Below are 25,457 nucleotides of genomic sequence, written 5' to 3'. Positions count from 1 at the left end.
ACTCCTTCTTTCGTGTCTCAGACGCGGGTCACTGCGTGACGCTCGGTGCGATGGCGGCCAGGGTGCAGTCGTGGTTCGGGCGGCACTGGACGGCCAGGGTCACGGCGCGTTCCTCGGCTCCGCCGCCGCCCTTCTTCCAGCTGAGGGTCTGCTTGCCGTTGACGGTGACGACGTAGATGTACGCCTCGGTGATCGCGGACGGATCCTCGGCCAGGGCCTGTTTGAACGCGCCGGGGTAGTGGCCTTCGGTGATGTGGGCGGTGGCGTGCTGGTCCTGGTCGGCCATCCGTGACCACAGCACGGGGTCGGGGACCTGGCCTGCGACCGAGGTCCAGTCGGCGTACTTGGTCTCGGTGGTCATCCAGGCGCGCATGCCGGCGAGTTGCTGGTCGCGGCTGGTGTCGCGGGTGTCGTAGGACCAGAGCATCTGGGCCGCTGCCTTGGCGTAGGCGACCGGCTCGGCGATCTGCGGCGGCTTGGGCACCGACCCGGACCCGGAGGAAGGCTTGGGAGCAGCCTCGGAGTGGGACGGGCCGCCCGTGGGAGCCGGTGGCGCGGCATCGGGAGTCTGCTGGCTGTTGCCACCGCCGGTCAGCAGGGCAACGACCCCGGCGAGGGCAAGTAGAACGGCGACAACGGTGGCGCCGATCGCGATGCGCTGGTTCGTCGACCAGCCCGAGCCGTACGAGGACAGCGAAGAGGAGGGGAAGCGTTTCCGCATCAGTGGACCTGCGATCCCAGGCCGGAGAAGAAGGCCACGATGCCGTTCGCGGCACCCAGACCGAGGGCGGCGCCGGCGGCGACGACGGCGCCCTTCTTCCCGTTGGCCTCGGCCTGGTGTCCACCGGTGTGGTGGCCCCAGGCCCATACGCCTAGCGAGACGGCGAGGGCGCCGACGACGGCGATGATCCCGAACATGTTGATGCTGTTGACCACGTTCTTCAGCACGGCGAGGCCAGGCAGCCCGCCGCCTTTGGGCGTGATTCCTGGGTCGTAGGCGAGCTGGATGACGCGGTCTGCGAGAGGGACGGACATAGGTGGTGCGAGGCTCCTTGCATACGCGGGCCCGGCGAGGCCCAACGGGAAGGTGAAAGCGGAGGGAGAGGCGAGCGAAGGGCACGGAAGTGGCCGCGTCAGCCCGGCCCGCCCGGGCTGACACCGGGCGGGGCGGCGTCAGAGGACGCGGCGGACGGCGAGAATGTCCCAGTCCTTGATCGGGGTGATCCGCACCGGCTTGGTGGTGCGTGGCGCCTCAATCACGAGGCCCTCGCCCATGTACATGCCGACGTGCTCAGGCCGTGCGGCGGTACCGCGGCTGAAGATCAGGTCGCCGGGCTTGAGGTGAGCGGGCGAGACAGCCTTGCCTTCGTTGACCTGCGTGTATGTGGTGCGGGTGAGCGTGATGCCAGCATGGGCGTACGCCTGCTGCATCAGGCTGGAGCAGTCGCAGCGGCCCATGGGGTCGGGGCCGTGTGCGTTGGTGCAGGATCCGCCCCACTGGTAGAGCGTGCCGAGCTGGTGCATCGCCCACTCGATGGCCTTACGGGCCTTCGGGTCGGCGTCCTTGGGGATCGAGTAGCCCTTGGGGACGCTCCCTTCGGGGATGCGGCCGAAGCCGGAACCGTCCTGGCCCGGCGCGCAGCCGGTCGTACTGGTCGACGGCTTCTCGTCCTTGTCATCCGTGGCATCCCCGGCGCCAGGGAAGGTCTTGACGATGGCGGCCTGCAACGCGGTGGCCAGGTTCTCCCACTGCGCGTACGCGTCCGGCAGGCCGGATTTCTGCACGGCTTGCGCGGCCTGGGTGACGGTCATCTGCTGCCAGCCGTCCACCTTGAGCAGGTGCTTGTAGAACTGCTCGCTCGCGTAGGTTGGGTCGCGGATCTGCTGGGCGCGGCCCCACCCCTGGGACGGACGCTGCTGGAAGAGACCGAGGGAGTCGCGGTCCCCGTAGCCCAGGTTGCGCAGCCGGCTCTCCTGCATCGCCGTGGCGAGCGCGATGATCTGTCCCTTCTTGGGAACGTCGAGCGAGAGGCCGGCGGCCACGATCGTCGCCGCGTTGGGGACCTGCTCGGCGGGCAGGTCCAGGCCCTCAATGTCAACGTCCCTGCCGGACGCGCCGTCGAGAATCTTGGTGACCTGCTCGGCGACCTTGTCGCTGTCGATGTCGGTCAGGCAGTTGCTGAAGGAGCTGCTGCTCTGTACGGCTTCGGCGGAGGAGGCGAGCATCATGCCGGCGCCGGCGAGCAGGATCGGGGAGAGGAAGACGACGCCGATGCCGGCGGCGAGTGCCTTCAACCCGAGCGGACCGCTCGCCGGTCAGCGGGTTCGGGCATGGATGGGTGGTCAGACGTCATGAACGAGTCCTTCGGGATGTGGTGTCCGGCGTGCCGCGTTCGCGAGGCGTGGTGGAAGGGCGCGGCAGCCGGGGTGGGCGATCGGAGGCGGGCCGGTGCGGGGGAGTTGCCGCTCGCTCCGCGCGGCCGGCTGTGAGCTAGGTGTGCCGGGGCAGGGGTATCTCCATGAGGTGTGGCGAGGATGTAGCCAGCGGCGGTGTGCGCCGGGCGGTTCAAAAACAGTAGGTGCGGATCGGCGGTTGACCAAAAAGCTCGGCGTGAGGTGCCGAAAACCGGTACATCGGTAAGGGTTTCTTGGTCGTCGGCGGATTCGCCTCTACAGTTTTTTGACTCCCCCTCGCCCTCCTCGGTCTGCGGCCACGGGCTTCTGCATGCCCGGTTCCGGCCCGCGAGGACGCTTGTGCGAGGCGGTGTTTCCCTCCGCGATTTCCGCACCCGAATAGGGGTTCCTCTTTGCCTTTTTCCCTGCACCAGGGCGACGCTCTGGCCGTTCTCTCCGGCCTACCGGACGGCTGCGTCGACTCCGTCATCACCGACCCGCCGTACAACAGCGGCGGCCGGACCGCGAAGGAGCGCACCACCCGCTCCGCGAAGCAGAAGTACACCTCCGCCGATTCCAAGAACGACCTTGCCGACTTCACCGGCGAGAACATGGACCAGCGCTCCTATGGCTTCTGGCTGACGCAGATCATGACCGAATCGCACCGGCTGACGAAGACCGGCGGGACCGCGCTGCTGTTCACCGACTGGCGCCAGCTCCCCACGACGACGGACGCGATCCAGGCGGCCGGGTGGCTGTGGCGGGGTGTGCTGGCCTGGCACAAGCCGCAGGCCAGGCCCCAGAAGGGCCGGTTCACCCAGAACTGCGAATTCATCGTCTGGGCGTCCAAGGGGCCGATCGACGGCTCCCGGAACCCGGTCTACCTACCGGGTATGTACTCGGCTTCGCAGCCCTCGGGGTCCAAGCGCCAGCACATCACGCAGAAGCCGGTCGAGGTGATGCGCGAGCTGGTCAAGATCAGCCCCGAAGGCGGCACGGTCCTCGACTTCTGCGCCGGCTCCGGCTCCACGGGCGTCGCCGCCCTGCTGGAAGGCCGGGACTTCATCGGCGTGGAGAAGACCGAGCACTACGCGGCGATCGCGGCCGACCGGCTCACCGAGACGATCCGCGCCACCCTCACCAAGGACGACGTGGTCCTCGCCACCTGAGCCGCGTCCTCTCCTGCCGCCAACGCAACCGGCTCCCTGCTGAGCCGCCGGCGGAGCACCGCCGGAGCGGACGTGCAATTTCACTGCCCGGTCCGTGCAAGGACGCCTTCGCCTTTCTCCCAACCCGTGTCTCGTAGGAGGCTGAACTTTCAATGTCCGAATCCGCAAGGCCGTCTGACGATGGGGAGCTGGAGCCGGTTCGTATTCCGGATCCGCAGTTGGAGGGAATCGAGGCGAGCGTGCGGCGGCTCATGGAGCAGTCGGCGCAACAGGCTCAGCAGCTCGACCACCTCGCATCCGCGCCGGCGCCGAGCGGGTCACCGTTCGCCGCGTTCGGTATGCCGGGACTCGGCGGGCCTCCGGCCGCCGTTCCGCCGGAGCCTCGCCCGATCCTGGAACTCGACGGGGAGGAACGGGAAGACGAACTCGACGCCCTCTCGGACTGGGTCGACGACTTCTTCCTCCCGGTCTACGGAGCGGAGGTCACCACCGCGGCACCTTGGTGCCTGCAGTGGCAGGAGCACGACGACGTCGTGGCCTGGCTCCACGCCCTGTGGCTCGCCTACCAGCAGCACAAGGACCCCGAAGCCGGGCTCTCCGGCCTGTTCGTGTGGCACCGCGACTTCCTCACCCACGCCGTCGCCACGATTCGCGCGCCGGGCGGACCGCTGTCGGCCTGCATGACCTCCCCCGACCGGCCCGCTCACCGTCTCCTGCCCGGCCCGCCGCCGTCCGTGCGCACCGAGACCGCGGCCACGGCGGATGGCGCCGGCACTGCCGAGCCGGGCGAGCCGACGCCATGACCGCGGGAGCGGGACAGCCCGCCTTCGGACTGAGCTTCGACCCTCGCGCGCTGACCGATCTCCTTCAGGCCCCCAGCGATATCCGCGACCTCACCCTCGCCTACCTGCAGGAAGTCGTGAACGCCCAGCGCTTCGGACAGCGCCTCGACGGCGACCTGGAGGGATTCCGGAAGCTGTTCGTGGACCGCCGCAAGGACTGGCGCGTCGTCTACGGCGTCCGCCCGGCGCCCGCGGAATCCGCCCACCCCAAGGAGATCCACGTCGTCGCGGTACGGCCGCGTGCGGGCAACGACGTCTACGACGAGGTCGGCCGCCGCCTGGGGATGACCCGCCGGCCGCTGAGCGCTCGGACGCACGCGGCCCGCTCGCGTTCCCCGCAGCTGACCACCCGTCCTCCCAAGCCCCGGCCTGGTCCGCCGCCTGCCGCACTGCCGGGCCTGCCCCGCCCCGCACCCAACCCCGCGCACCATCCCACCCGCTGAACGCACGGAGCGCCGCCCATGCACCCTCAACCCGCGCCGACACCCACCCGGCGTGCGGTCACGCAGCTCGACCACCGCCTCGAAGCGGTCACCGGCCACGACATCGACACCCTGTGGACCTACCGCGACCGCGGCGCCCTCGACGACCCGCACGCCCAGCTGGTCGACCGGCACCGCACGCTGGCCAGCGCCCAGATCGGCGTCACCTTCTACCTCAAGCTGCTCAACCGTCTCACGAGCGGTGAGTTCCCTGTCGACGGTGCCCTCTTCGTACGCATCGACCGCACCGTGGACCAGCTGGAGGAAGCCGCCAACGCGCGCGACGCCGCCGCCCAAGAGGTGCTCGCCGCCCTGGAGCCCATCGAGGCCGCCGCCGCAGCATCGACGCCCGACGAAGGACGACTCTCGACCGACGACCGGGCGGCACTGCTCGCCATCGCCGGCGGTGCCAAGCTCCACGAACACCTGCTGACAGGCCGACTGTCCGTGACCGCCTCCTCCGGCACCCGCATCCCCTATCCCCAGATGCAGCAGCTGGAACGCGCCGGCCTCACCGTCCGGGACACCAGCCACCCTGTGCACGCCGGCCAGCCCGTCTCCCTCACCGACGCCGGACGAGCCGCACTGCTGGACGCCCGCCGGACTCCTGCAACGCATGCGCCGACGAGCCCGGCTCGCCCCGGTGCCCCGCCGTCCACTCCAGCGAAGCGGCGCTGAACTGCACCGATCCACCGAAAGGCTCTTGTTGTCCCCCACCGAACCGGCGCCGGCCCGGAAGACCATCCCCCACGTCGACTTCGAGCTGGACGACCTCGACTCCGACGAGGAGAGGTACCTCGACTTCTACCGCAAGGTCGCTGTCCACGAGGACATGCTCGTCCCCCTCGCCGAACACCACGACGGCCCGAACAGCTACTACGTGCTGTTCGACCGAACCGCCACCTGGGGACGCCCCGGCATGCCCCAGGTGCTCGCCGTGCATCTGCAACGGGACCACGAGAAGCGCATGTTCAGCTTCGAGCACGCTCAGCTGCCGCTGCCCGCGATGGCGCAGTCCTGGCTCATCCACCGCGGCTGCCCGCCCGAAGCCATCGGCCTCCACCCCGAACTGGGCCCGCCACCGGCGGACGAGGCCACGCGAGCACTAGAGCGACGCCTCGTCGGCGACGGCGACCACTACGCCATGGGCTACTCCTACACCAGCGACGACCCGGACGACATGGTCATCGTCGTGGTACTGCGTGCACAGGACGAGCAAGTCCCCAGCCCGTTCCGCGTGGTGGTCGAGGAGGTCGATACCGAGACGTGGACGCACACCCTGCGGGAGGGCGGCTTCGACACGGCCGGAGAGGCCCTGCAGTGGTGCGACGACCGCCTCACCGGCAAGGCCGGGCCGCTCCCGCCGGTCCGCCCGGCAGTCACCCCCAGCCGCCCGGCAGGTGTAGCGAAGGCCCCTGCCCCGCATCCGCCCGGCCGCTCTCGCTGAGCGCTGTTCCAGTCGCGGGCGGCGCAACATAGCCGACGATCGCCGGTTAGCCAAACCGCCGATTCTCCGGACTCTTATACAGCCGCCGGGGACAACTCCCGCGGCCACTTCCCCGCATTCCCTGCGCCTTCACGGAGGTTTCTTCCGCATGCGCTCCACCCGAATCGCCATATCCGCGGCGATGCTCGGCACGCTCGCGCTGCCGGCGCTGTCCGCCACTCCCGCCAGCGCCGCGACCGAACCCACCGCAGCAACCGCCACCCCTGCCGTTAGCTGCCACAACCTGCCGCCGCTCCCGTACACGGTGCACACCAACGCCGTGACCATCCGGTCCAAGGCCAGCTCGAAGTCCACCGCGCTCGGCGTGCTCTACAAGAGCCACAAGTTCAGCGTGTCCAAGAAGAGCGGCAACTGGCTCTACATCACGGACAAGACGACCGGCGTCAAGGGCTGGGTCTCCGGCACCTACGTCTACCGCGACGTCCGCATGTGTCTGGACTGACTGGATCCAGCACGTCCCGCCCAGCGGCGGGGGCATCGAGTACAGCCGCCCCTCACATTCCGCAGGCACCGGCCTTTCCAGAACAGGAGATCCCTTTTGACCGACGGCATATCCGAGGAGTCTGCGGATGTCGTGGGCGTGCTCACCGAACGGATCGAGGCCCGCTTCGGCATGGGCATGGACCAGTTGAAGGCCGCGGTCGCCGCCGCTCCGACCGCGAACCCCGACGCCACCGACGTCGTCAAGTGGCACGGCCTTCTCGTCGAGGCCCAGTCCGTGCTGGAGCGCGCAGAGGACGACCTCCTCGCCGCCCTTGAGACCCAGCCCAGCGAGGTCGACGACCCGACGATGGGCCTCGCCCATCGGGTGAACGCCGCCGTCACCACCCGCGACGGCCGGGCCATGGTCGTGCGGTGGCTCCTCGACCCGGACGCCCCGGGAAAGAAGGACCTCGCCGCAGAGCGCCTGGCCCGCATCCGGCCCCGAAGCGGCCCGGCAGTGCAGACCAGCGCTCCCCATCGTCCCGCAGGGACACCCGCGCCGGCGTCGGCGTGGCGGCCGGCAAGGTTCGCCCGATGAGCCGGGACAAGGCCAGCACCATGGACACCGACCTGCAGAAGGTCTTCGGGAACCCGGTACCCGAGCTGTACGAGGCTGCTGCCGGCCACGATGCCTCACCCGAGCTAGCCCGTGCCCTGGAGCTGCGCTCGTTCCTGGCGCTCACCGAGGAGCAGGTCGCCCGCGTCCGCGACCGCGTCCATGCCGACATGGACCCCGAGCGGGACATGGGCGAACTGTCGGCGGACAAGCTCCGCTTCGACGCGCAGTGGCTGGAAGCAGCACTGGAGGCCCGCGACGGCTACCGCGCAGCCCTCGGCGAGCTGCTGCGCACCATGCCCCCGCCTGCAAAGCAAACCCGGCCCGCTCGCACGGCACAGCTCAAGGCCACCGCCACCCTGCCCCCGTCTGCCGCCCCGGCACCCCAGCGTGCCGGGGCGGCCCGGGCCCGCCGACCGTGAAAGCCCCCGATTGCCCCACCTCACGTCCACCGACATAGCCGACCGGATCGAGGACCTGTACGGCGCACCGCTCGCCGACCTCGAAGCCCATGCACAGGACCAGCCCCCCGGCATGCTGTCCGCCCTGCTCGGCATGCACGGCGCCCTCGCCCTGGCCGAGCGCAGCATCGACTTCCACCGCGACCAGCTGGCCCGGCTCGTCCACCCCGAGCGGCAGATCGGCCCGCACGAGGTGTCCCACCTCCTCGACGGCACCCGCCGGCTCGCCGAAGCCGTCGCCGTCCGCGAGGCCCAGGCCACATCGGTCGCAGCCGTCCTGCAGAGCCTGGCCCGCGTCCCGGCCCCGACGTCTGCCTCTCCGACTCCCGCGCCGCCTGCTCCGGCCGCGCCCCTTATGGCGCAGAGCGCGGCGCACAGCCGCTGACCCGACCCCCAGGCGATTCCCCCTTCTTTCACCCAGGAGTTCCTCCCTTGGCCATCACCGCTCTGCCCCCCGATGCCGACGCCGACATCGCCCGGGTCACCGAGGCCCTCGCCATGATCACCCCGCGCTGGAACGTGAGGATCCTGCTGGCCCTCTCCGGCCCGCCGCTGCGCTACAGCGAGTTGGCGGCCAAGGTGTCCTGGCTGCAGAACGGCCAGCTCCACCCCAAGTTGAAGTCGTTGTGCGACGCCGGTCTCGTCGAGCGCACCGAACACACCGCACGGCACGTCACCTACGGCCACACCGAGCGAGCCACTGCCCTGCTGCCGATCCTGCCGATGATCGTCACCTGGGCCGAAGAGCACCTGGAGAAGGCGGAGCGCCCGCTGGCCGCGATCGAGCAGATCGAGGACAGCCTCACCCTGCTCACCCGGCGCCATGCTGCCGCCATCCTGTGGGTGCTCAAGTCGCGTAAGGAGGTCAGTGGCCGGGTTCTGGCCCGGATCGTGATGCCCAGCAGCGACTGGACCAACATCTATCCGCCGTTGCGCCAGCTCGTTGCCGACGGTCTGGCCGATACCGAGGGAAACGGCCGGCCCTACCGGCTGTCCGCCGCCGGCGACGCCCTGGGCCCCGTCCTCGGCACGCTGTCCGCCTGGTCCGCCGGGCAACCCCTCGACCAGGCAGCCAGCCACCCCGTCTGGGGGCAGCCGCAGGCCAAGAGCGCGCCGAGGCCGTGGGTCAGCAGCCCGTCACGGCCGGCGCCCGTGGCGCTTCCACCTGCTCGGGCGGTTGGGTCGTCCCCGGTGTGGCACCACCGCGACCTCTTCTCGCACGCTGCCACCGGCCGCCCGACGGCAGCCATCCCGGCGGGAGGCCCGCGCCGATGAGCACTTCCTTCCCCCCTGCCGAAGCGCGCCAGGTCATCGACCTGCTGGCCTCACGCTCCTTGATCCGTCTGATCACCGAGATCGACGACAACGGCGCCATACCGCCGCGACGGCTCGCCGGCACCCTGCCCGACCTTTCCGCGCACCAACTGCGCAGTGCATCCGACACGGCCCGTGCCCACGGCCTCGTCCGGGTCGCGTCCGGCGCCGGTCTGGAACTCACGGACTCCGGGATGGAACTGGCCGACTTGTACGACGCGCTAGCCCGGTGGGCGCGGCGTCACTCGGCCCCCGCCGCCGTCTGCGAGTTCAGCAGCCGCATCCAGCACGTTCTCGGCCTGCTGGCACCCTCACTCACCCCCGGGAACGCCGACCGCCCCGCACCCCTGCCCGACGCGCACCCGATCAGCGCGGAGGCTGAGGCGGACCTAGCGCGCGTCCGCACGCACCTGATCCAGTGGCTGGCCGGCAACCCCCAGGTGACCAGGGCCGAGCCCGAGCGGGCCGCGTGAGCGCAGCGGTCACACCCCGGCACGCACGCCACACGGCAGGGCTGATGAGCAGCATTTACCTGCCGCGCACGGCGGACGCGTTGGCATTCGCGATGTCCACCTACGGCATCCCGTTGCTCGTTCTGGCCACGACTGGATCCGCCGTACTGACAGGGGCCGCCTTCGCCCTGGAGTGGATCCCGCGCCTGGCAGCGTTCGGGTGGGCCGGGCCGATCGTCGACCGACGCGGCGCCTCGGTGGTCTTCCACCTCGCCTCCCTGGGACGGGCGCTGGCTCTCGCCGCCGGCGCTGTCCTGCTGTACCTCTACCCGTCCGGTGCTGCGGCGAGCGTGACGGTGATGGTGCTGGCGGCGGCGACCGGTGTGCTCACTGAGTTCAGCTACATCGCCGTCGAGACTGCAGGTGCCGCCGCCGGCCGCCGAGCGGGACCTCGGGCTCACCGTGTCCAGGCTGCCCTGCTCGGCATCGACCAGACGGCGACCTTGGCCGGACCGGCGCTCGCCGGCGTGCTGCTGCTCGCCGGGCCGCCGTCGATGCTCGCGGTGGTCACCGTGCTCTCGCTGCTTGCCGCGCTGCTCGCCCTGCGCACACCGCCCTCACCCGTGGCCCCGGCCCGCGCGCCGAAGGGACGGCCCGGCGCCGGGCTCGTCACCGGGTGGCGCACCATCCGCGCGCTCCCCGCGCTCGGCTGGTTGGTGGCCGGGCTGACCCTGTCCAACCTGTCTATCGGCCTTCTCCAGGCAGCCGGTCCGGTGATCGTCGTCCAGCACTTCGGGCAGTCCACCACGGCCGTCGGCCTGGTGTGGTCCGCCGCAGCGGCGGCCACTTTGGTGGCCGTCACCGTCTGTCGGTTCGCGTTGGACCGCCTGGGCCTGTGGCCGGTGGGAGTCGCCTGCTCCGTCATCGCTTCGCTCGCCTGTCTCGCAGCCGCCCTGGCCCCCGACTACCTGTCCTACCTGGTCATGGTCGCAGTCCTGATGGCAGCCGATGGCGGCTTGGCGGTCGTCCTGCGCACCCTGCGCTCCCGCCTGATCCCCCCGGAGGCATTCGGCAGCACCCTGTCGGCCACCATCCTCATCCTCCTGCTGCCCTTCCCCCTCGCCGGCGTGCTCACCGCGCTCACCCCGCCCGACGCGCTGGGCCACGTCATCACCGCCTGTGCCGCCCTGCAAACCCTCGGCCTGTTCTGCGCCTTCGCCCGCCTGCGCACCGACCCTGCCCTGCGCGCCTGACCCGGCTGTCCCGCCCGTGGAGGACCCCTATGACCATCGCCGCCCTCGGGTCGCACCGAGCGACCGGCCGCACCATCACCGAGCAGTTCCACGCCTTCGACGCCCGCAACCCGCACGTGTACCGATCCCTCGAACGCATGGCCGCCCGCCGCCTGGCCGCCGGCGCCACCCGGATCAGCCTCAAGGACCTCTTCGAAGACCTGCGACGTCAACTCCCGTACGGCGTCGCCGGGCTGAACAACAACTTCACCGCTCTCTACGCCCGTCGCCTCATCGACGACCACCCCCACTGGTCCCACGCGTTCGAGCTGCGCCGGCGCCGCGCCGCCTGAGACACCCCCTTTTCCCTGCCCTGCCGTCCCTTGATACGGAGAATTCCCTCTTGCCCGCTCGCCCTGTTGTACTTGTCGTCGCTCCCGGAGATGAGAACTACCGCGGCTACTGCCTTGAGCAGGTCGCCGACGCCTACAGAGTCGTGCTGCTCACCGGCACCGAACCCTCGTGGGAGAAGCCACACATCACCGATCACGCCGTCGTGGACCTCAGCGATCCTGCCGCGCTGTTGGCGGGGGGCCGGGCCCTGGCCGCACGCCACGACCTCGCCGGTGTCATGACCTGGGACGAGTGGAGTGTGGTCCCGACCGCCCGACTCGCCCGCCAGCTCGGCTTGTCCACCACCTCGCCCGAAGTGATGCAGGGGTGCCGCAACAAGGCCACCGCTCGGTCGCTGTTCGCCCGCCACGGCGTGCCCTCGGCCGCTTCGGTGAGCGTGCGTACCCGGCAGGAGGCCGAAGCCGCCGCCGACCGGATCGGCTATCCCGTAGTGCTGAAGCCTGCCTCACACGCGGGTGCCATCGGCGTGCTCCGCGTCGATGACCGCGACCAGCTCACGGCCGCCTACCGGGCGGCCGAACGGACGGCCGGTCAGGGCACCGAGAGCACCAGCGTCCTCGTCGAGGAGTTCCTCGACGGGCCGGAGATCTCCGTGGAGTGTGTCACCTACCGCGGCGCCACCACGGTGGTGGCGGTCAACCGCAAGACCATCAGCCCTCCGCCGCACTTCGAGCAGCTGGCCCACAGTGTGGACGCCGACGACCCGCTCCGGGAGACCGTCGCGCCGGCCGCCCGGGCGGCGATCAACGCCCTCGGCATCACCGACGGCGTCAGCCACATAGAGATGCGCCTCGTCGACGGCAGGCCCCGCCTCATCGAGGTCAACGCTCGCCTGGCCGGAGACATGATCGGCCACCTCGTGCGTCTCGCCACCGGCATCGACCTGGTCCGTGCCGCCGCCGACATCGCCTGCGACCGCACCCCCGACCTCACGCCCACCAGGTCCTCGGCCGCCGCCATCCGGCTCCTCTATCCGGACACCTCCGGCACCCTCACCCACCTCACCTACGACGGGCCCCGCCCGACGTGGCTGGACCGGGTGCACTACCAGTGCCGCCCCGGTGACCAGCTCCTCCTCCCCGCCGACGGAGGAAACCTGTACACCGGCCGGATCGGCTACCTCATCACCACTGCCACCACCGGCCAGCAGGCGCGTGCACGCGCCGACCAGGCTGCTCGTGCCGTCACCGCGGTCCTCGACCGGACCTCCGGCCCCCGTAGCGCTGCGGCGTGAGCGCGGTGTCTGCGGCTGACCGGCATAGCCGGGCATTGCTGACCGGCTATTTCCTCGGCCTGGGGGCCATCATGGCGGTGTGGGGCGCCCGGATGCCCGCCGTGCAGCAGGCTGCCCACCTCGGCACCGCAGGGCTGGCCCTGGTCCTGCTGGCCGCCGCCGTCGGCATGGTCGCTGGACTGCAGCTCGGAGGCCGCTACGCCCGCCCGGCGCGGCTACCAGCCCAGCTCACCAGTGGGTCCATCGCCCTGGCCGGGTGCCTCGTCCTCGTGGGACAAGGCGAGAGTCTGTCCGCGTTGCTGCTGGCGGCTCTCGCGTTCGGTCTCGCGCACGGCGTCCTCGATGTGGCCGCCAACACTGCGGCCGTCCGCTGCCAGAACGCCTTCGGCCGGCCCATCATGTCTGGTCTTCACGCCGCCTACTCCCTCGGCGCCCTCGCCGGCGCCGCCCTGGCCGCCCTCACCGCCCAGGCCCCGCACAGCACACTCTTCACCGCAACAGGCGCCCTCCTGGCCGGGGCCGCTGTCGCAGCGGTGCCGGTCACCCGAAGCCTGAGCGGCGCAGAGCGACCCGCAATGCGCGCTGGCGCCGGGAAGCTGCCCCTGCTTTCGTCGCCGGGGAAGCTCTGGCTTCTGGCCGCCCTGGCCGCTGCGAGCCTGCTGGGCGAGGGAGCCGCCGCTGACTGGGCCGCCGTGCACCTGCACACCCTGGGCGCCCCGACGGCCGCGAGCGCCACCGCGTTCGCGCTGTACAGCGCGGCCATGGCGGCCGGACGGCTGACCGGTGACCGGCTCACCGCTGCCTTCGGCGCCCCGACAGTCGTACGGGCCGGAGCCCTTCTCGCCACGGCCGGACTCACCATCGGCGTCATCGGGAACAGCACCCCACTGGCGCTGACGGGCTGGGCGGTCTTCGGACTCGGCCTGTCCACCACCGTCCCCTCGCTCATCACCGCGGCCGGCGCCGGAGGCGCCAAGGCCGTGGCCACGGTCACCGCCACCGGCTATCTCGGCCTCCTCGCCGGCCCGGCCCTCATCGGAGCCCTGGCCAGCGCCACCACCCTGCCCACGGCCCTGCTGCTGCCCGCCCTCCTCGCAGCCGCCGTCGCCGTCCTCGCCCACCGCGCCCTGGAGAACACCACCCCTTGACGCCCACCACTGCCCACGCGGGCCTGGACGCCGTCATTCTCGACTACAACGGCGTCATCGGCCTGCAACCCACCACCGACCAGTGGCTCCGCCTGGCCCGCACCGCGCTGTGGCCCGAGGACGGCCTCCCCGCCTTCCAGAACGCCTTCTGGAACGCCCGCACCGCCTACGACGCAGGCCACCTCAGCGACCTCGCGTACTGGGCCACGGTCCTCGGCCACCACCCCGGTGCCCGCAGGCTGCGTGGACTCCGCGACGCCGATACCGACATGTGGACGTCCATCGACGATCACGTCATCGATGTTCTCCACCAGGCCCACGAGTCCGGGCTGCCGCTGGTCTTGCTGTCGAACGCACCCCGCCACCTCAGCGATGTCCTCGACCGCCGCCCGTGGCGCCGCCTGATGAGCCACGCCTTCTACTCGGCCCGGCTCCAGGTCTGCAAACCCGACCCGGCCGCCTACCAGCACGCGATGAACGCCACCGGCGCCGCAGACCCCGACCGCGTCCTCTTCGTGGACGACCGAGACGACAACTGCCATGCAGCCCGCCACCTGGGCCTGCGCACCCTGCACTACACCGGCCACCCCACCGACCTCGCAGCCGCCCTGCAGCCCCCGAACTGACCCGCTTCCTCCTCCCCCCCAGGATTCAGTGCCCCACGACGACCACGACACCATCGACGGCGACGTCTACGTCTCCCCACGCCACCTGGCCCGCTCCACCGCGGTCAGCGACCCCGGCCTCGACCCGCTGCGCGACCTCGGCTGGGATCTGCACCACGACCACCTCGGCAACGCCTACCTCACGGCCCTCGACGGCAAGGTCCGCCTCGGCTACCTCCCCGAAGGCGACGACGACGGCCTGTGGCGCATCAACGCCTACAAGGACGCCTTCGGCCCACCGGCCTGGGGCGTCTGCTTCAACGACAGCGCGCCCACGGAGTTCGTCACTGCCTTCACCACCGCCCTCGCCGAGGCGTACCGGCAGGGCCCAGACCGCTACCTTGCCCGCCCGCTTGCCGGAAGCACCGACCGTGACCCGTTCCAGGCCGTTGACCCGCTCATCAATCGAGGCTGGTGCTTCGACCGCCCGGATCTAAGGACCTTCGCCATCACCGCACCCGACGGGCTCGCCACGCTGGAATACACCACCGGCGACCTCGACCCGGCGATCGAGCTGGAAACCCGCGACGCGCGCTGGCACCTGTGGGCCGGCACCTCCTCAGCTCGGCCCTACTGGTACGCCACGGCCAGCACCGACACCCCCGCAGCCCTTCTGCGAGCTGTGACCGAGGCCGTGGCCGACCCCGCACCCCTGCCTCGATGGCGGGACGACACTTCCAGCTACGTCAAGGACCACGCCCAGACTTCCCCGATCCACCCGCCCTCTCCGCCGACGCCCACCCCGCTCGACGTCCGGCGGGCCGCAGCGTCCCGCCGCCCGGCCGCGCTTCCCGCGGCCAGCGTTCCGCGCTGGAGCACCACCAGCCGACATGCCCTGCCCGGCCAACGCCGCTGACTCCACTCAACTCCGACCGGAGACCCTCGTGTTCCTGCAGGCTCCCGAGTTCTTCACCGAGCTGTGCCTTCCTTTCCACGAGCACGCCGTCGTGGGCAACACCTACTACGCCGCCCCCGTGCCGGGCACGCCGCTGCGTTTGCGGATTGACTTCACCCGCACCATCCACGCGGACACCTACGGCGGGCTGCGTGTCGCAGTCGTCCACCCGGAACGCGGGGAGATCGACGCGGTGGCACTCAGCTTCGTGGACCACGGAACCTTCCACCGCCGCGACGAAGCCACCAACACCCCTCCGAACACCAAGCAGTACGGCACCTTCGGCACCTACCACCGCCCCGGCCGCCCCCCGTGGGACGGAGCCGTCACCACCGGGCTGCGCGACGCCATCGAGCAGTACACGGCCGTCTGGTTCCCCGGCGCCTGGGCTGCCTCCGCGCCCAAGCGTGCGGCCGGCCCCACGCCGCGCAGCACTCCAGCTCCGCCGACCGTCCCCGCCGGGGCCCGCACCCGCTGAGCCTCGTCCCGTTCCCCGCGCCACCTACTCAGCAGGAGCATCTCCTCGTGTTGCCCGACCCACCACGCGACCCCTTCAACAATCTCGACCCTGCCCAGACCGTGAGAGTTCTCCCGCGTCACCTCGCCGGTCCCGGCCAGGCAGACCTGGAGACGATCTGGGCCTTCCCCTTCGACGACGGATGGCACCTTCACCAGGGACTCGAAGGGATGGTGTTCGCCATCAGCCCCTGCGCCCGGCTGTGGACCCGCTTCGCTCCCAAGCCCGAGGAGCGAGGCGCAGACACGTGGACCATCGGCATGGACCGTGCCCCCTTCGGCCCGCGGGCCTGGGAGATCACCTTCGACGCCACCACCCCCGCCGAACTCCTGCGCGACGTCCACACCGAACTGCTCGACCTGTACCTCGAAGACCGCCACAGCGACAAGAACCACCTGGTCGAGGATCCGACGGCCCCGCACGAGGTGTACACGCCGCTCCTCACCCACGGCTGGAGCCACAGCGTCAAAACGGACGGTACGCAGACCTTTCTGCCACCAGAGGGCCTTGGCGGTGTGCGTCACCGGTACGCCACCACTGGGTCCGACGGTCCGGCCTGGCGGGCGTGGGGCGGATACCCGAGCGAGCCGCACTGGCAGGCCCAGTTCTCTGCCGGCGCGCCCACCACCCTCGCCGCGGCTTTCACCGCCTCGCTGATCTCCACCGAACCGCTGCACCGGGCCGTGAAGCAGATCCCCTTCCACACCCGTCGTCACCTCTACGTCGCACCGGCTGCAACCCCGCAGCCGCCCAGCCATCTGCCGCCCGCTCTGCCGTCCGCACCCCACCCCGCCGGCCGCGCCCGCTGACCTCCCCCGACCGATCAAGGAGTCCCCTTCCTCGTGCACGCACATCTCGTCCGATCCGCCGCCGCCATCGCCGTCGCCGCGGCCGGCACCCTCACCTGGGCACCGGCCGCGAGTGCCGAGCCCACCGAACCGACCCCCTCAGCCTCCGCCGCTGCCGAGACTCCGGCTGCGGACGCGGGCAGCGTCGAGATCACCACCAGGGACACAGCCGGAGACGCCCTGCCCGGCGCCCCCGGCGCCGTGTTCCTGCTGCTCGACTCCGCCGGCCAGGAAGCCGGACACGGGAAGACCGACGCACAGGGAAAGCTGACCTTCTCCGACCTCGCGCCCGGCGTCTACCGGCTCAAGGAGACGGCCTCCGGCAGCCCGCTCCACGAGGTCGTCGCCGACCAGGACGTCATCGTCACCCCCGGCGCGACCACCCGGCTGACGATCACCGATCCCTTCAAGGCCGCCAAGGTCCTCCTGCAGGCCAAGGACGACAAGACCGGCAAGCTCCTGTCCGGCGCGACCGTGAACATCGGCACCGGCACCTCGACGCTGCTCACCCTGACCACGGGAGCTAAGGGCACAGCCTCCGGAGAGCTGCCCATGTCGAGCCGGAAGGCCCAGTTCTGGGTCAAAGAGATCAAAGCCCCTGCCGGCTACGACCTGTACAAGCCCACCAAGACGTTCACCGCTGCTCCCGGCGACCCGGTGACCGTGACCGTCACCAACGCCAAGACCACCACGACCCCGAAGCCTGAACCCTCGGGTAAGCCCACGCACACGCCCACCGACACACCCTCCTCCAGCCCAGGCAAGCCGAACAGCGGTACGGACAGGGCCACGCCGTCCGTAACGGATAGCGACACACCGGAAACCGACACTTCCGCCATCGCAGCCACCCCGGTCGGCGACTCCACACCGAAGACGCCGACGGGCTCCCTCGCCCACACCGGTGCTGACGCCACGCCGTGGCTGATCGGCGGCGCGGCCGTTCTGATCGCGGCCGGTGGAGGCGCCCTCACCGTGGCACGCCGCAGTCGCACCGACAGCCACACAGAAGACAACACCGGGAGCTGACCGCACCCACCCTTCTTCACTACACGGAGCCCCCGCAGCCCCAGCTGGACACGCTGTTCGCGACCGCCAACAGCGTCCTCCTGGATGTGGGGGCCTCGGTGTTTGTGAACCGCCCCTCTATAATCGAACGTGTGAGCGATACTCCGTCCCGTCTGGAACTGCTGCAGTTCACGCGCCGCGTGGTCGAGCAGCAGGCGCGGGCGAGCCTTCGGCAGCTAGACCGGTGGATCGCCGATTCTCTGGGGCTTCGAGCTGTTGCCGCGGCAGAGATCTCACGTTGATGCAGCTCAGCGCCAGTGTCTGTGACTCTATCCAGCGCAACAGGTGTGGTGCTATCGCCGGATCGGGTGAGTTCAGCGAGTCTCCCGAGGGCCGTGGTTGAGTGCTCGGGTCAGTTCTCGGTTCGCGGCTCGTGACGCGTCGAGCTCATCGGTTCGCTCACCCAACTCGCCCTGCACATCGGCGAGTTGTTGTTCCAGTCTCGTGATCTGTCGTTGCAGTTGATCGACGTCAACGGGGGCGCCGAGTCCGGAGTCAGCCCAGGCTGATTGCCCCATTGACTCGGAGAGCCGTTTCTCCAACTGTCGGACCCGTGTCTGCAGGCGGGTGTTCCGCTCAAGAGCATTGGCCAGGTCCGCTTGGAGCGAGGCCCTGCTCACGGCGGCTTGGCGGCCTTCCGACGGCGGGGCCGCAGCGGCGGCATGGACGCGTTCGAGCAGGTCTCGGTGGCGATAGAGGAACGTGCGGTCCACTCGCGCCGTGCGGGCGAGCGAAGCGACGGTGATTGCCTCGTCGGCCCGCAGGGCGGCGTCGAGGGCCTTGAGGACGCGTTCGCGGCGCCGGGCCGAGTCGGCTCGGCGCCCCTCGATCATGCTGGTCATACGGTTCGCTCCGGGCGGATGTCGGGCAGGGGCTGGCGGATGCGGGGCATTCCGAGTGAGACGACTTGGCGGCTGCGGCGGACGAGGGTGACGGCCTCCTGGATCTTCAGGCGGTCGTCGTCGGTGAGGTCATCGAGGTCTTCCTTGAGACGGCGGACCAGGCGGCGGACTCGGGTGATCTCCTCGTCGGAGGGCATCGCCTCATCCCTCGCCCAACCGTCGGCGTGGGCGAAGGCGGCCAGGCGTTCGCGGTTCCGCAGCAGGTCGGCGAGGTATGCCTCCAGGTCGGGCAGGTAGGAGATGTCCGTGCGGAAGTGGCCGCAGCCGACGCAGCGGAAACGGACTGGGCAGTCATGGCCGCCGGCTGCGACGTTCGACGGTTCGGTGCAGACGCCGTAGGGGACGGCGACCTCGCCGATGGCCCGACGCGCGTGCTCGGAGTCGAGCAGGGCCTTGGCTGTGCGCCAGACGCGTTTGCCGTGCCGGTCGAATTGCATCGTCGTGACGCGGTCGACGGCTTCGCGCCGTCGCTCCTGACCGATCCGGTAGTAACGCTGCGTAGTGCCGAGCTCGGCGATGGTCCATCAGGACCTTGAGGACATCGACCGGGGTTCCGGCATCGGCATGCCGCTGGGCATAGGTGTGCCGGTAGGCGTAGAGAACAACTTTCGACTTGTCGAAAGGCAGCATCTTCGTCACCCGCTCGCCGTGGATCTCGACCATGGTGGGGACGAGGATCTCGGGAAGGGAAGTCACCCAGGCTCGGTGCTGGTCCCCGATCGTGTTGTGCGCCATCGGTTTGGTGCCATGCGGATTGGTCACCACGGAAGGCAGCAGCCGGAGGTCTTTGCTGGGAGTATGAGGGAATCGAGCCCTGGTTCGCTGCTGCTGCGTCACGATGAGGGCGGCTGTGTTTTCGGAGATGGGAAGGCGCCGCCCGTTTCTGAGTGCCTTGTGATTGTCATAGATCAGAACAGGCTGTCCATCGCCATCTTTGTCAAGGCAGTCCCAAGGTAGCTTGGCGATCTCGCCCGGGCGCCGACCGGTATCGATCAGCAGCTCAATCGCTGTGCGGTTCTGCGTGTCTGCAATCATGTCTAGGTGGGCGCAGATTTGACGCATCACCTCAAGCGGAAGATCCCGGCCAGCCTCAGTGTCCTCTGGGTCATCCGGAATATCTCCTTCGCGAAGACAGAAGTCGTCCGCCAGCCCGTGGAGGATCTGGCCCCGCTGCGTGAGACCCAGGGTCCGCATACGGCTAAGCAATCGACGGCAGGCACGGGCATCTTCGCAGTGGCGGGACGCTGCGATCTCCCCCCTCTCCCGGAGGTACCGCAGTCGATTGAGGAAGAGAGTGATGTCCTCCCTGGTGAGAAGACGCAGATCCGCACCGCTGTCAGACCGGTTGAGCCGCAAACTCTCGGAGAGACGGGCCACAGCATTGATCTGTCGCTGGACCGTTCCTGTGGCGGTCGGGCCCCGACGACGAGGAACGTCATCCAGAGCCCATGCCTTCGTTGCCTCGCGCAACCACGGTTGGGTGATCGCCTCGAAGTGCAAGCGGCCCTTCAGGCCAAAGACCGACCCGATCCAAGTGTCCTTTTTCCGTTCCGTTTCTGCCGATAGCCAGGCATGCGTGACGTGTTTGAGGAAGGTCGTGGCCCACCTTCTTGAGCTGCCCGAGAGATCGCCGCTATCCAACTGGCCGAGCGAGTCAAGTTGCTGTCGACGAACCGCGTCGCAGAGTGGCCGCAGCTGATAGTCATGCAGTTTCACCCCCGCAGCCAGGCATTCCTGCATCGCATAGAGGAACTCGGAAACGACATGGTCGGACAGGCCGCGCAGGTTGATGACGCCCTGTTCGGGGACGGCTGGTTCGGTCCGCCGCCAGGCATCTTCGTCCACGGGGCGCCGTTTGCGCCATCGATGCTCGTGCGCGCGGCAGTAAGGGGGAGCCTCTCGGGCCCGGTCACGAAGGCATGCCTCGACCAGGCAAGGGCCAAACGCCCGCAGAGGCTGAGCCTGCGGGCTTCGGATGAACTCTTCCAGTGACAGACGAGAGCGATTGCACTGAAGACGATGCACATAGCACAAGCGCCCGGGGGCCGTCTCCCAAGGTCGAGCGCACTTGGGGACATGGCAGTTGGAGACCCCGATTCCTCGCCATCGCCGTCCGACTGTAGCCACGAACACCTCGAACGTCAGCCCGCTTTTTTCCCACCTCCTCCCACACCCACCGCACAGCCCGTGATACTTGGCGTGTTGCAGTCGCTGCTTGCAGTCGGATAGTAGACAGGTCGTGGCACCGACAAGCGGGTGGTCAATGGGGAAGACGACAATCCTGACTGCGGGATCCCAGCCCACCATGGTCAGGAATTCCGGGGTCACTTTCTCCATCAGATCCCGGGCGGATTGCCCACGGTCCACCGGAGAGTGGGAAGCACTGAAAGCCTTCACTTCCTCACCCCGTCGATCACAGTCCGTGAAGAAGGAACCCGCTCAACGGCTGCACGCAAGCGGGACGGTTTGGGGTGCAGGTAGGGCCGGGCTGAATTCGGGTGCTTCTGTCCCAAGAGAGCCTGTACCTCATCGAGAGTGCCACCAGCGTCACTGACGTTGCTGGCCATGGCATGTCGACACATGTGCGGAGCGATATTCCGCCCGAGTCCAGCCCTCTTCGCCAGCGACTCGACGAGCTCGCCGATCGCGTCTGGGGTGACGGGCGAGCCATAGGGCGGGCGGAAGAGATTGACCAGGATGAAGTCGCTGCCGCCGGCGCCGAGCAGCCCGTGCCGTTCAAGCATGTATTGGTCGAATGCCTGCACCACCAGGAAGTCCACGGGCAGGGCGTGCGACTTCCGGGATTTCGACCATGCATTGTTGACGTTCTGGCGCCGGACGACATGAAGGTGGGCGCCCTCAATGTCGCAGCCCAGCGACCGGGAGTCCATCAGCAGGTGGGCATCCGTCCGCCGCAGGCCCGCTGCCTGGCCTCGACGGAGGCCCACTCGGGCCAGTAGCAGGACAATCAGGCGGTCCCGGGCTGATCGGCAGGCCAGAAACATGGCCACGATCTCCTCGTCGCTGGCCCGGTCGACATCGGTCTCCGGCTCCTGGAGCCGATGGCGGGCCCGCAGCCGGTAGCGCAGACTGCTGTCCTCACCACGGGCCTCGGACGGCAGGTCGTTCGTGTCGCCGAGCTCGTAGATCTGTTCAAGGATCCAACCCGGGACGCTCTTGTTCACCACCCCGTGGGCGAGGAATCCGCGGACCGCAGTGAGTACCTTGTTGATGCGTCCATCGGTGCGGACCGGCTTCGAGCCGGGGCCCGGCACGACGACGCGGCGCTCGCCGCCGTTCCCGGGCGTCCACCGCAGCCAGAGCATGAACAGTCCCATATCCTGGGCCGCAGTCCCCCAGTCACGCTTGGTGAGCAAGCACCAGGTCAAAAACAGGCAGATGCTCTCCGCGTACGCCTTCGTCGTTGTCTCCGCGCGACCGCGGCCCAGCCGAAGTTCCCGCAGGAACCGATCCGCCTCGTCGACCGACACCAGGTCGTCGTCCACCACAGTCCAGTACCGGGTGCCTGAAGGCATCCGCACAGGGAAAGCACGCATCCGTACCTCTTCTCCACGAGCCAATCGCAACGATCCGCCGCAGAGCCACACCCCCCGAGAACCGTCGTAGCAGGCCCAACGAGGGGGCTGACCACGACGTCACACCACGGTTCCCGAACCCCAGAGAACGCGGACGAGGAGCGTCGCGAGGCCGAGCGACGGCAGGCCGAGGAGCGGCGACTGCCGCCCCCGGAGTGGCTGATCGAGCGGGGCCTTGACCGGAGCAGCCTGGTGGCGGTGCACACGGGGGACTGCTGGGACCCGGGTAAGCGCCAGATGCCGGCGACGCGGGAGCAGGCACGCGACGCGATACGTCAGCAGGTTCCGGCGTGCTCGAAGTGTCGGCCGGACACGCGGCTGGGCCTGCTGGAGTAGTCCGGCGCGCGGGCGGTCCGGGCGGCGTTTGAGGGTGGCGGGGTGGAGTTCCCTGTCGACGTCGCCCTGGCCGAGCTGGTGCCGCAACTGCCGACCGGGCCGCGCTGGTGGTATGAAGTGAAGCTCGACGGTCACCGGACAGTTTTGTGGCGGCTGGCTGAGACGGTTCGACTTCAAGCGCGGTCGGGTCGGGACGTGACGACGCCCTGGATGGATCTTGCCGTGGCGGGGATGGCCCTGCCGCCTGGTGTCGTCCTGGACGGCGAGGCAGTCGTCGTGGTTGACGGGCAGGTGTCGTTCGAGGCCGCTCAGGCTCGGGCGGCTTCCTCGCCTGCACGGTCGCGGGAGCTGGCGGCGCGGCACCCTGCGCTGCTCATCGTGTGGGACGTTTTGTCGTTGCCCACCGGGGACGTGAGGGGGCGTCCGTATGAGGAGCGGCGCGCCTTGATGCTGGACATGGTGGCCGGGCTGCCGGAGGGGTCGCCAATCCAGGCAGTGTCGGCGACGGAAGACGTGGAGGTCGCCCGGGTCTGGTACGAGACGCTGACCGGCTCCGGTGTGGAGGGGGTGGTGGCGAAGTCGGGGCGGTCGCCGTACCGGGCGGGTCGGTCGTCGTCGTGGAAGAAGGTCAGACACGCGGAGACGATCGACGCGGAGGTGGTGGGGTTCACGGGGGCGGCGGGTCGGCCGCGGGCGCTGGCAGTGCGGTTGCCTGACGGCCGTGTTGCATTGTCTCAGCGGCTCGGGGCGCAGCTGGCCGCGCAGGTCGCGGCGGCGCTGGTCGATGTTGCCCCGGCCGCGCGAGGTCGGGCGGCCGGAGGCGAGTCGTTCACGGCGGCGGAGCCCGGACTACTCGTCGAGGTGCTGGCGGGGACGACGAGGCATGCCGTGGTCACCGTGACGCGCGTGCGGTGAGCTGCCGCGAACCAATCGGGAGGAATAGCTGGCCTTCAGCTCGGCGAAGGACCGCGGGTCCCAGCGCACGAACTCCTCGCTTCGGCGTGGGTGTGGGCACGCCACCTCTGAGCTGGGCCTCCGTTATCCACGAACGCGCGGACACCTCGTTACGCTGCGGCCGTGACCGAGCCCTCCCCGCTGCCAGGCGACCCCTCCGAGCTACACCTGCGCATCTCCTACGACGACGGACTCTGGGACACTCCCCAGGCGGACACGCTGGAGTGCTGGAACGTGGCCGTCCTGCACCGCCGACGCGCTCATGGTGAACATCACGAGCCGGTCAGCTCCAGCGGGTGTACGACTGCTGATTGCTCCTCGTGCACAGTCGAGGACGTAGTCGTCGGCTCCATGACGTTCTACCGGGTGCACCTCGACCGGGGCCGCAACGCCTACTGGGCCATGGAGGAGGAGTCGGAGGAACTGCACGAGACCGCGCAGGTCCTCCTTGATCCCGAGACGGGTTCTTTCACCGACGAAGTCAGCGAACAGTTGGAGTACGTCGGCTCAGCGCTGCTCGTCATGAATCGCGTGACGCTGGATCCGCCATGGCGCGGGCACGGCCTGGCGGCCGTGCTTGCCTGCGAGGTGATCACCCGGCTCATGGCCGGCTGCCGGGCCGTAGCCTGTTCGCCCGGCATCACCGATCTCAGCAGCCATCGGCTGACGGCCAGAGCCGAGTGGGACCGCGTGAACGCCAAAATCGCCCAGGGGTGGGAGAGCCTGGGTTTCCGTCCCTACCGGGACAATGTCTATCTTCTGTCTCCCGCCTCGCAGGATCTTGAGGAGCAGCGCGGTGCAATGCGCAGGCGTCTTGCCGAGCTCCGTGGCTCCTGGCGGGCTAGCGCTTCATGACCAGCCCGCCAGCGCGTGAGGCGAGCTGCCTGCTAACCCGGCGCCCTTCTCGGTCCGCAGGCAGTAGTGGATTCGCCTGCCGCAGAAATGCGGCAACTGGCGGGGGCGTCTACAGCCAGCTGCGGATATGGACCTTTGACGGCGTCGGGGCGACGTCGAGAGAAAGGAGGAAGCCAGCCGCTCTCCGGCGCTCCGATCCGCTGACTGGGGGTACCGATGATGCTTGTGGAGCGACCCAGAACTTCTGTTACCCGATGCCCGGAATGTCCGCCTAGGCTCGTCTGTGGAACGTGATCAAGACGATCGCCGACAAGGACGTGAGGGAGTGCGGAGCATGACTGAGAACACGCTGCGGGACAAGGTCGCCGTCGTCGGCGGTGGCGAGAAGAACCTGGGCGGGCTGCTCAGCAGGACGTTCGCGGAGGCCGGGGCGAAGGTGGTCGTGCACTACCACAGCTCTGAGAGCGACGCCGAGCAGACGGTCAAGGCGATCCAGGAGGCTGGAGGGCAGGCCGTCGCCGTCCAGGGCGACCTGACGAAGGTCGCCGACGTGCGGCGGCTCTTCGACACGGCCGTGGACACCTACGGCGGCGCCGACATCGCGGTCAACACCACCGGGATGGTGCTGCGCAAGCCGATCCTGGAGACCACCGAGGAAGAGTACGACCGCATGTTCGGCATCAACGCCAAGGCGGCGTACTTCTTCATCCAGGAAGCCGGTCGCCGACTGAACGGCCACGGCAAGATCATCAGTATCGGCACGTCGCTGCTGGCCGCCTTCACCGACGGCTACTCCACCTACGCCGGCGGCAAGGCGCCGCTGGAGCACTTCACCCGGGCGGCGGCCAAGGAGTTCGCGGACCGCGGGATCTCCGTGAACATGGTGGCCCCGGGACCGATGGACACACCGTTCTTCTACGGTCAGGAAACTCCGGAGCGGGTGGAGTTCCACAAGTCGCAGGCGATGGGCAACCAGCTCACCCAGATCGAGGACATCGTCCCGATCATCAGGTTCCTGGCCACCGAAGGCTGGTGGTTCACCGGTCAGACGATGTTCCCCAACGGCGGCTACACCACCCGCTGACCTCGTACCCCTCCCGACGCGGGCGACCCGTCCGGCCCCGGGCACGGCCGGG

General features: G+C 69.5%; 32 protein-coding genes. 25 read left to right on the top strand and 7 right to left on the bottom strand.

Features of this window, described 5'->3' with window-relative positions; all coding sequences use genetic code 11:
• Positions 1-28: 28 nt before the first annotated feature.
• From NI25_RS06760 to NI25_RS06750, 3 genes are all read right to left on the bottom strand, one after another.
• Entirely contained in the window at positions 29-721 is a 693-nt protein-coding gene (locus NI25_RS06760) for a hypothetical protein (RefSeq protein WP_061441573.1), read from the bottom strand.
• Entirely contained in the window at positions 721-1,035 is a 315-nt protein-coding gene (locus NI25_RS06755; RefSeq protein ID WP_054100372.1) for a DUF6112 family protein, read from the bottom strand. The genes NI25_RS06760 and NI25_RS06755 overlap by 1 nt, the downstream gene beginning before the upstream one ends.
• Before the next feature lie 138 nt (positions 1,036-1,173).
• Positions 1,174-2,295 (bottom strand): C40 family peptidase, encoded by a 1,122-nt coding sequence (locus tag NI25_RS06750; RefSeq protein ID WP_061441572.1) that lies wholly within the window; start codon positions 2,293-2,295, stop codon positions 1,174-1,176.
• A 512-nt stretch (positions 2,296-2,807) separates the two neighbouring features.
• Between NI25_RS06750 and NI25_RS06745 the strand changes: the two genes are divergently transcribed.
• From NI25_RS06745 to NI25_RS06645, 21 genes are all read left to right on the top strand, one after another.
• The gene (locus NI25_RS06745; protein ID WP_061441571.1) at positions 2,808-3,563 is read left to right on the top strand and encodes a DNA-methyltransferase; all 756 of its coding nucleotides are present in this window, start codon (positions 2,808-2,810) and stop codon (positions 3,561-3,563) included.
• Positions 3,564-3,814: 251 nt separating this feature from the next.
• Entirely contained in the window at positions 3,815-4,366 is a 552-nt protein-coding gene (locus NI25_RS06740) for a DUF4913 domain-containing protein (protein WP_061446786.1), read from the top strand.
• Entirely contained in the window at positions 4,363-4,848 is a 486-nt protein-coding gene (locus NI25_RS06735) for a hypothetical protein (RefSeq protein WP_054100375.1), read from the top strand. Before NI25_RS06740 ends, NI25_RS06735 begins: the two co-directional genes overlap by 4 nt.
• An 18-nt stretch (positions 4,849-4,866) precedes the next feature.
• Positions 4,867-5,565 carry a hypothetical protein gene (locus NI25_RS06730; RefSeq protein ID WP_061441570.1) on the top strand — a complete coding sequence of 233 codons (699 nt, stop codon included), beginning with the start codon at positions 4,867-4,869 and terminating at the stop codon, positions 5,563-5,565.
• A gap of 25 nt (positions 5,566-5,590) precedes the next feature.
• Positions 5,591-6,334, top strand: a complete 744-nt coding sequence (locus NI25_RS06725) for a hypothetical protein (RefSeq protein ID WP_061441569.1) — start codon at positions 5,591-5,593, stop codon at positions 6,332-6,334.
• Between the two features lie 181 nt (positions 6,335-6,515).
• Positions 6,516-6,836 carry an SH3 domain-containing protein gene (locus NI25_RS06720; RefSeq protein ID WP_061446785.1) on the top strand — a complete coding sequence of 107 codons (321 nt, stop codon included), beginning with the start codon at positions 6,516-6,518 and terminating at the stop codon, positions 6,834-6,836.
• A 96-nt stretch (positions 6,837-6,932) separates the two neighbouring features.
• Positions 6,933-7,415 (top strand): hypothetical protein, encoded by a 483-nt coding sequence (locus NI25_RS06715; RefSeq protein WP_061441568.1) that lies wholly within the window; start codon positions 6,933-6,935, stop codon positions 7,413-7,415.
• On the top strand, positions 7,412-7,855 hold the full coding sequence (locus NI25_RS06710; protein WP_061441567.1) for a hypothetical protein: 444 nt from the start codon (positions 7,412-7,414) through the stop codon (positions 7,853-7,855). Before NI25_RS06715 ends, NI25_RS06710 begins: the two co-directional genes overlap by 4 nt.
• A gap of 10 nt (positions 7,856-7,865) precedes the next feature.
• The gene (locus tag NI25_RS06705) at positions 7,866-8,279 is read left to right on the top strand and encodes a hypothetical protein (protein WP_061441566.1); all 414 of its coding nucleotides are present in this window, start codon (positions 7,866-7,868) and stop codon (positions 8,277-8,279) included.
• Positions 8,280-8,326: 47 nt separating this feature from the next.
• Complete coding sequence (locus NI25_RS06700; protein ID WP_061441565.1) at positions 8,327-9,169, top strand: winged helix-turn-helix transcriptional regulator; 843 nt, start codon at positions 8,327-8,329, stop codon at positions 9,167-9,169.
• Complete coding sequence (locus NI25_RS06695; protein WP_061441564.1) at positions 9,166-9,681, top strand: hypothetical protein; 516 nt, start codon at positions 9,166-9,168, stop codon at positions 9,679-9,681. The genes NI25_RS06700 and NI25_RS06695 overlap by 4 nt, the downstream gene beginning before the upstream one ends.
• A 44-nt stretch (positions 9,682-9,725) precedes the next feature.
• Complete coding sequence (locus tag NI25_RS06690) at positions 9,726-10,913, top strand: MFS transporter (RefSeq protein WP_289625165.1); 1,188 nt, start codon at positions 9,726-9,728, stop codon at positions 10,911-10,913.
• A gap of 29 nt (positions 10,914-10,942) precedes the next feature.
• A complete protein-coding gene (locus NI25_RS06685) occupies positions 10,943-11,245 on the top strand; it encodes a hypothetical protein (RefSeq protein ID WP_054100383.1) in 303 nt (100 codons plus the stop codon).
• Between the two features lie 50 nt (positions 11,246-11,295).
• Entirely contained in the window at positions 11,296-12,540 is a 1,245-nt protein-coding gene (locus NI25_RS06680) for an ATP-grasp domain-containing protein (RefSeq protein ID WP_061441562.1), read from the top strand.
• Positions 12,537-13,688 carry a hypothetical protein gene (locus NI25_RS06675; RefSeq protein ID WP_061441561.1) on the top strand — a complete coding sequence of 384 codons (1,152 nt, stop codon included), beginning with the start codon at positions 12,537-12,539 and terminating at the stop codon, positions 13,686-13,688. The genes NI25_RS06680 and NI25_RS06675 overlap by 4 nt, the downstream gene beginning before the upstream one ends.
• Positions 13,685-14,314 (top strand): HAD family hydrolase, encoded by a 630-nt coding sequence (locus tag NI25_RS06670; protein WP_061441560.1) that lies wholly within the window; start codon positions 13,685-13,687, stop codon positions 14,312-14,314. The genes NI25_RS06675 and NI25_RS06670 overlap by 4 nt, the downstream gene beginning before the upstream one ends.
• Before the next feature lie 28 nt (positions 14,315-14,342).
• On the top strand, positions 14,343-15,209 hold the full coding sequence (locus NI25_RS06665; RefSeq protein ID WP_061441559.1) for a DUF317 domain-containing protein: 867 nt from the start codon (positions 14,343-14,345) through the stop codon (positions 15,207-15,209).
• 28 nt (positions 15,210-15,237) lie between these two features.
• Positions 15,238-15,726: a hypothetical protein gene (locus tag NI25_RS06660; protein ID WP_061441558.1), complete on the top strand. Its 489-nt coding sequence runs from the start codon at positions 15,238-15,240 to the stop codon at positions 15,724-15,726.
• Positions 15,727-15,827: 101 nt separating this feature from the next.
• Entirely contained in the window at positions 15,828-16,574 is a 747-nt protein-coding gene (locus NI25_RS06655) for a DUF317 domain-containing protein (RefSeq protein ID WP_233520688.1), read from the top strand.
• A 33-nt stretch (positions 16,575-16,607) separates the two neighbouring features.
• Complete coding sequence (locus tag NI25_RS06650) at positions 16,608-17,639, top strand: SpaA isopeptide-forming pilin-related protein (RefSeq protein WP_061441556.1); 1,032 nt, start codon at positions 16,608-16,610, stop codon at positions 17,637-17,639.
• 131 nt (positions 17,640-17,770) lie between these two features.
• A complete protein-coding gene (locus NI25_RS06645; RefSeq protein WP_181849710.1) occupies positions 17,771-17,920 on the top strand; it encodes a hypothetical protein in 150 nt (49 codons plus the stop codon).
• A 72-nt stretch (positions 17,921-17,992) separates the two neighbouring features.
• Here NI25_RS06645 and NI25_RS06640 read toward each other — a convergent pair whose 3' ends face one another.
• The 4 genes from NI25_RS06640 to NI25_RS06625 all read right to left on the bottom strand — a co-directional run bounded on the left by NI25_RS06640 (position 17,993) and on the right by NI25_RS06625 (position 22,086).
• Positions 17,993-18,520 (bottom strand): DUF6262 family protein, encoded by a 528-nt coding sequence (locus NI25_RS06640; protein WP_078884524.1) that lies wholly within the window; start codon positions 18,518-18,520, stop codon positions 17,993-17,995.
• Positions 18,517-18,717: a hypothetical protein gene (locus NI25_RS39620; RefSeq protein WP_233520687.1), complete on the bottom strand. Its 201-nt coding sequence runs from the start codon at positions 18,715-18,717 to the stop codon at positions 18,517-18,519. The genes NI25_RS06640 and NI25_RS39620 overlap by 4 nt, the downstream gene beginning before the upstream one ends.
• Before the next feature lie 154 nt (positions 18,718-18,871).
• Positions 18,872-20,425 (bottom strand): tyrosine-type recombinase/integrase, encoded by a 1,554-nt coding sequence (locus NI25_RS39615; RefSeq protein ID WP_199560838.1) that lies wholly within the window; start codon positions 20,423-20,425, stop codon positions 18,872-18,874.
• A 548-nt stretch (positions 20,426-20,973) separates the two neighbouring features.
• The gene (locus NI25_RS06625; RefSeq protein WP_233520686.1) at positions 20,974-22,086 is read right to left on the bottom strand and encodes a tyrosine-type recombinase/integrase; all 1,113 of its coding nucleotides are present in this window, start codon (positions 22,084-22,086) and stop codon (positions 20,974-20,976) included.
• A gap of 138 nt (positions 22,087-22,224) precedes the next feature.
• Here NI25_RS06625 and NI25_RS40600 point away from each other — a divergent pair, with 138 nt between their 5' ends.
• The 4 genes from NI25_RS40600 (at position 22,225) to NI25_RS06605 (ending at position 25,405) form a co-directional block, all read left to right on the top strand.
• The gene (locus tag NI25_RS40600) at positions 22,225-22,512 is read left to right on the top strand and encodes a DUF6233 domain-containing protein (protein WP_061441553.1); all 288 of its coding nucleotides are present in this window, start codon (positions 22,225-22,227) and stop codon (positions 22,510-22,512) included.
• Positions 22,513-22,554: 42 nt separating this feature from the next.
• Positions 22,555-23,427, top strand: coding sequence for a DNA ligase (locus NI25_RS06615; RefSeq protein ID WP_061441552.1), 873 nt, complete (start codon positions 22,555-22,557; stop codon positions 23,425-23,427).
• Between the two features lie 162 nt (positions 23,428-23,589).
• Positions 23,590-24,321: a hypothetical protein gene (locus NI25_RS06610; RefSeq protein WP_061441551.1), complete on the top strand. Its 732-nt coding sequence runs from the start codon at positions 23,590-23,592 to the stop codon at positions 24,319-24,321.
• Positions 24,322-24,655: 334 nt separating this feature from the next.
• Positions 24,656-25,405, top strand: coding sequence for an SDR family oxidoreductase (locus NI25_RS06605; RefSeq protein WP_061441550.1), 750 nt, complete (start codon positions 24,656-24,658; stop codon positions 25,403-25,405).
• The last annotated feature ends 52 nt before the right edge of the window (positions 25,406-25,457 follow it).

This window comes from Streptomyces sp. CCM_MD2014 (assembly GCF_000772045.1).
Classification (GTDB): Bacteria; Actinomycetota; Actinomycetes; order Streptomycetales; family Streptomycetaceae; genus Streptomyces; species Streptomyces salinarius.
This window is presented reverse-complemented; position numbering and strand designations above follow the sequence as displayed.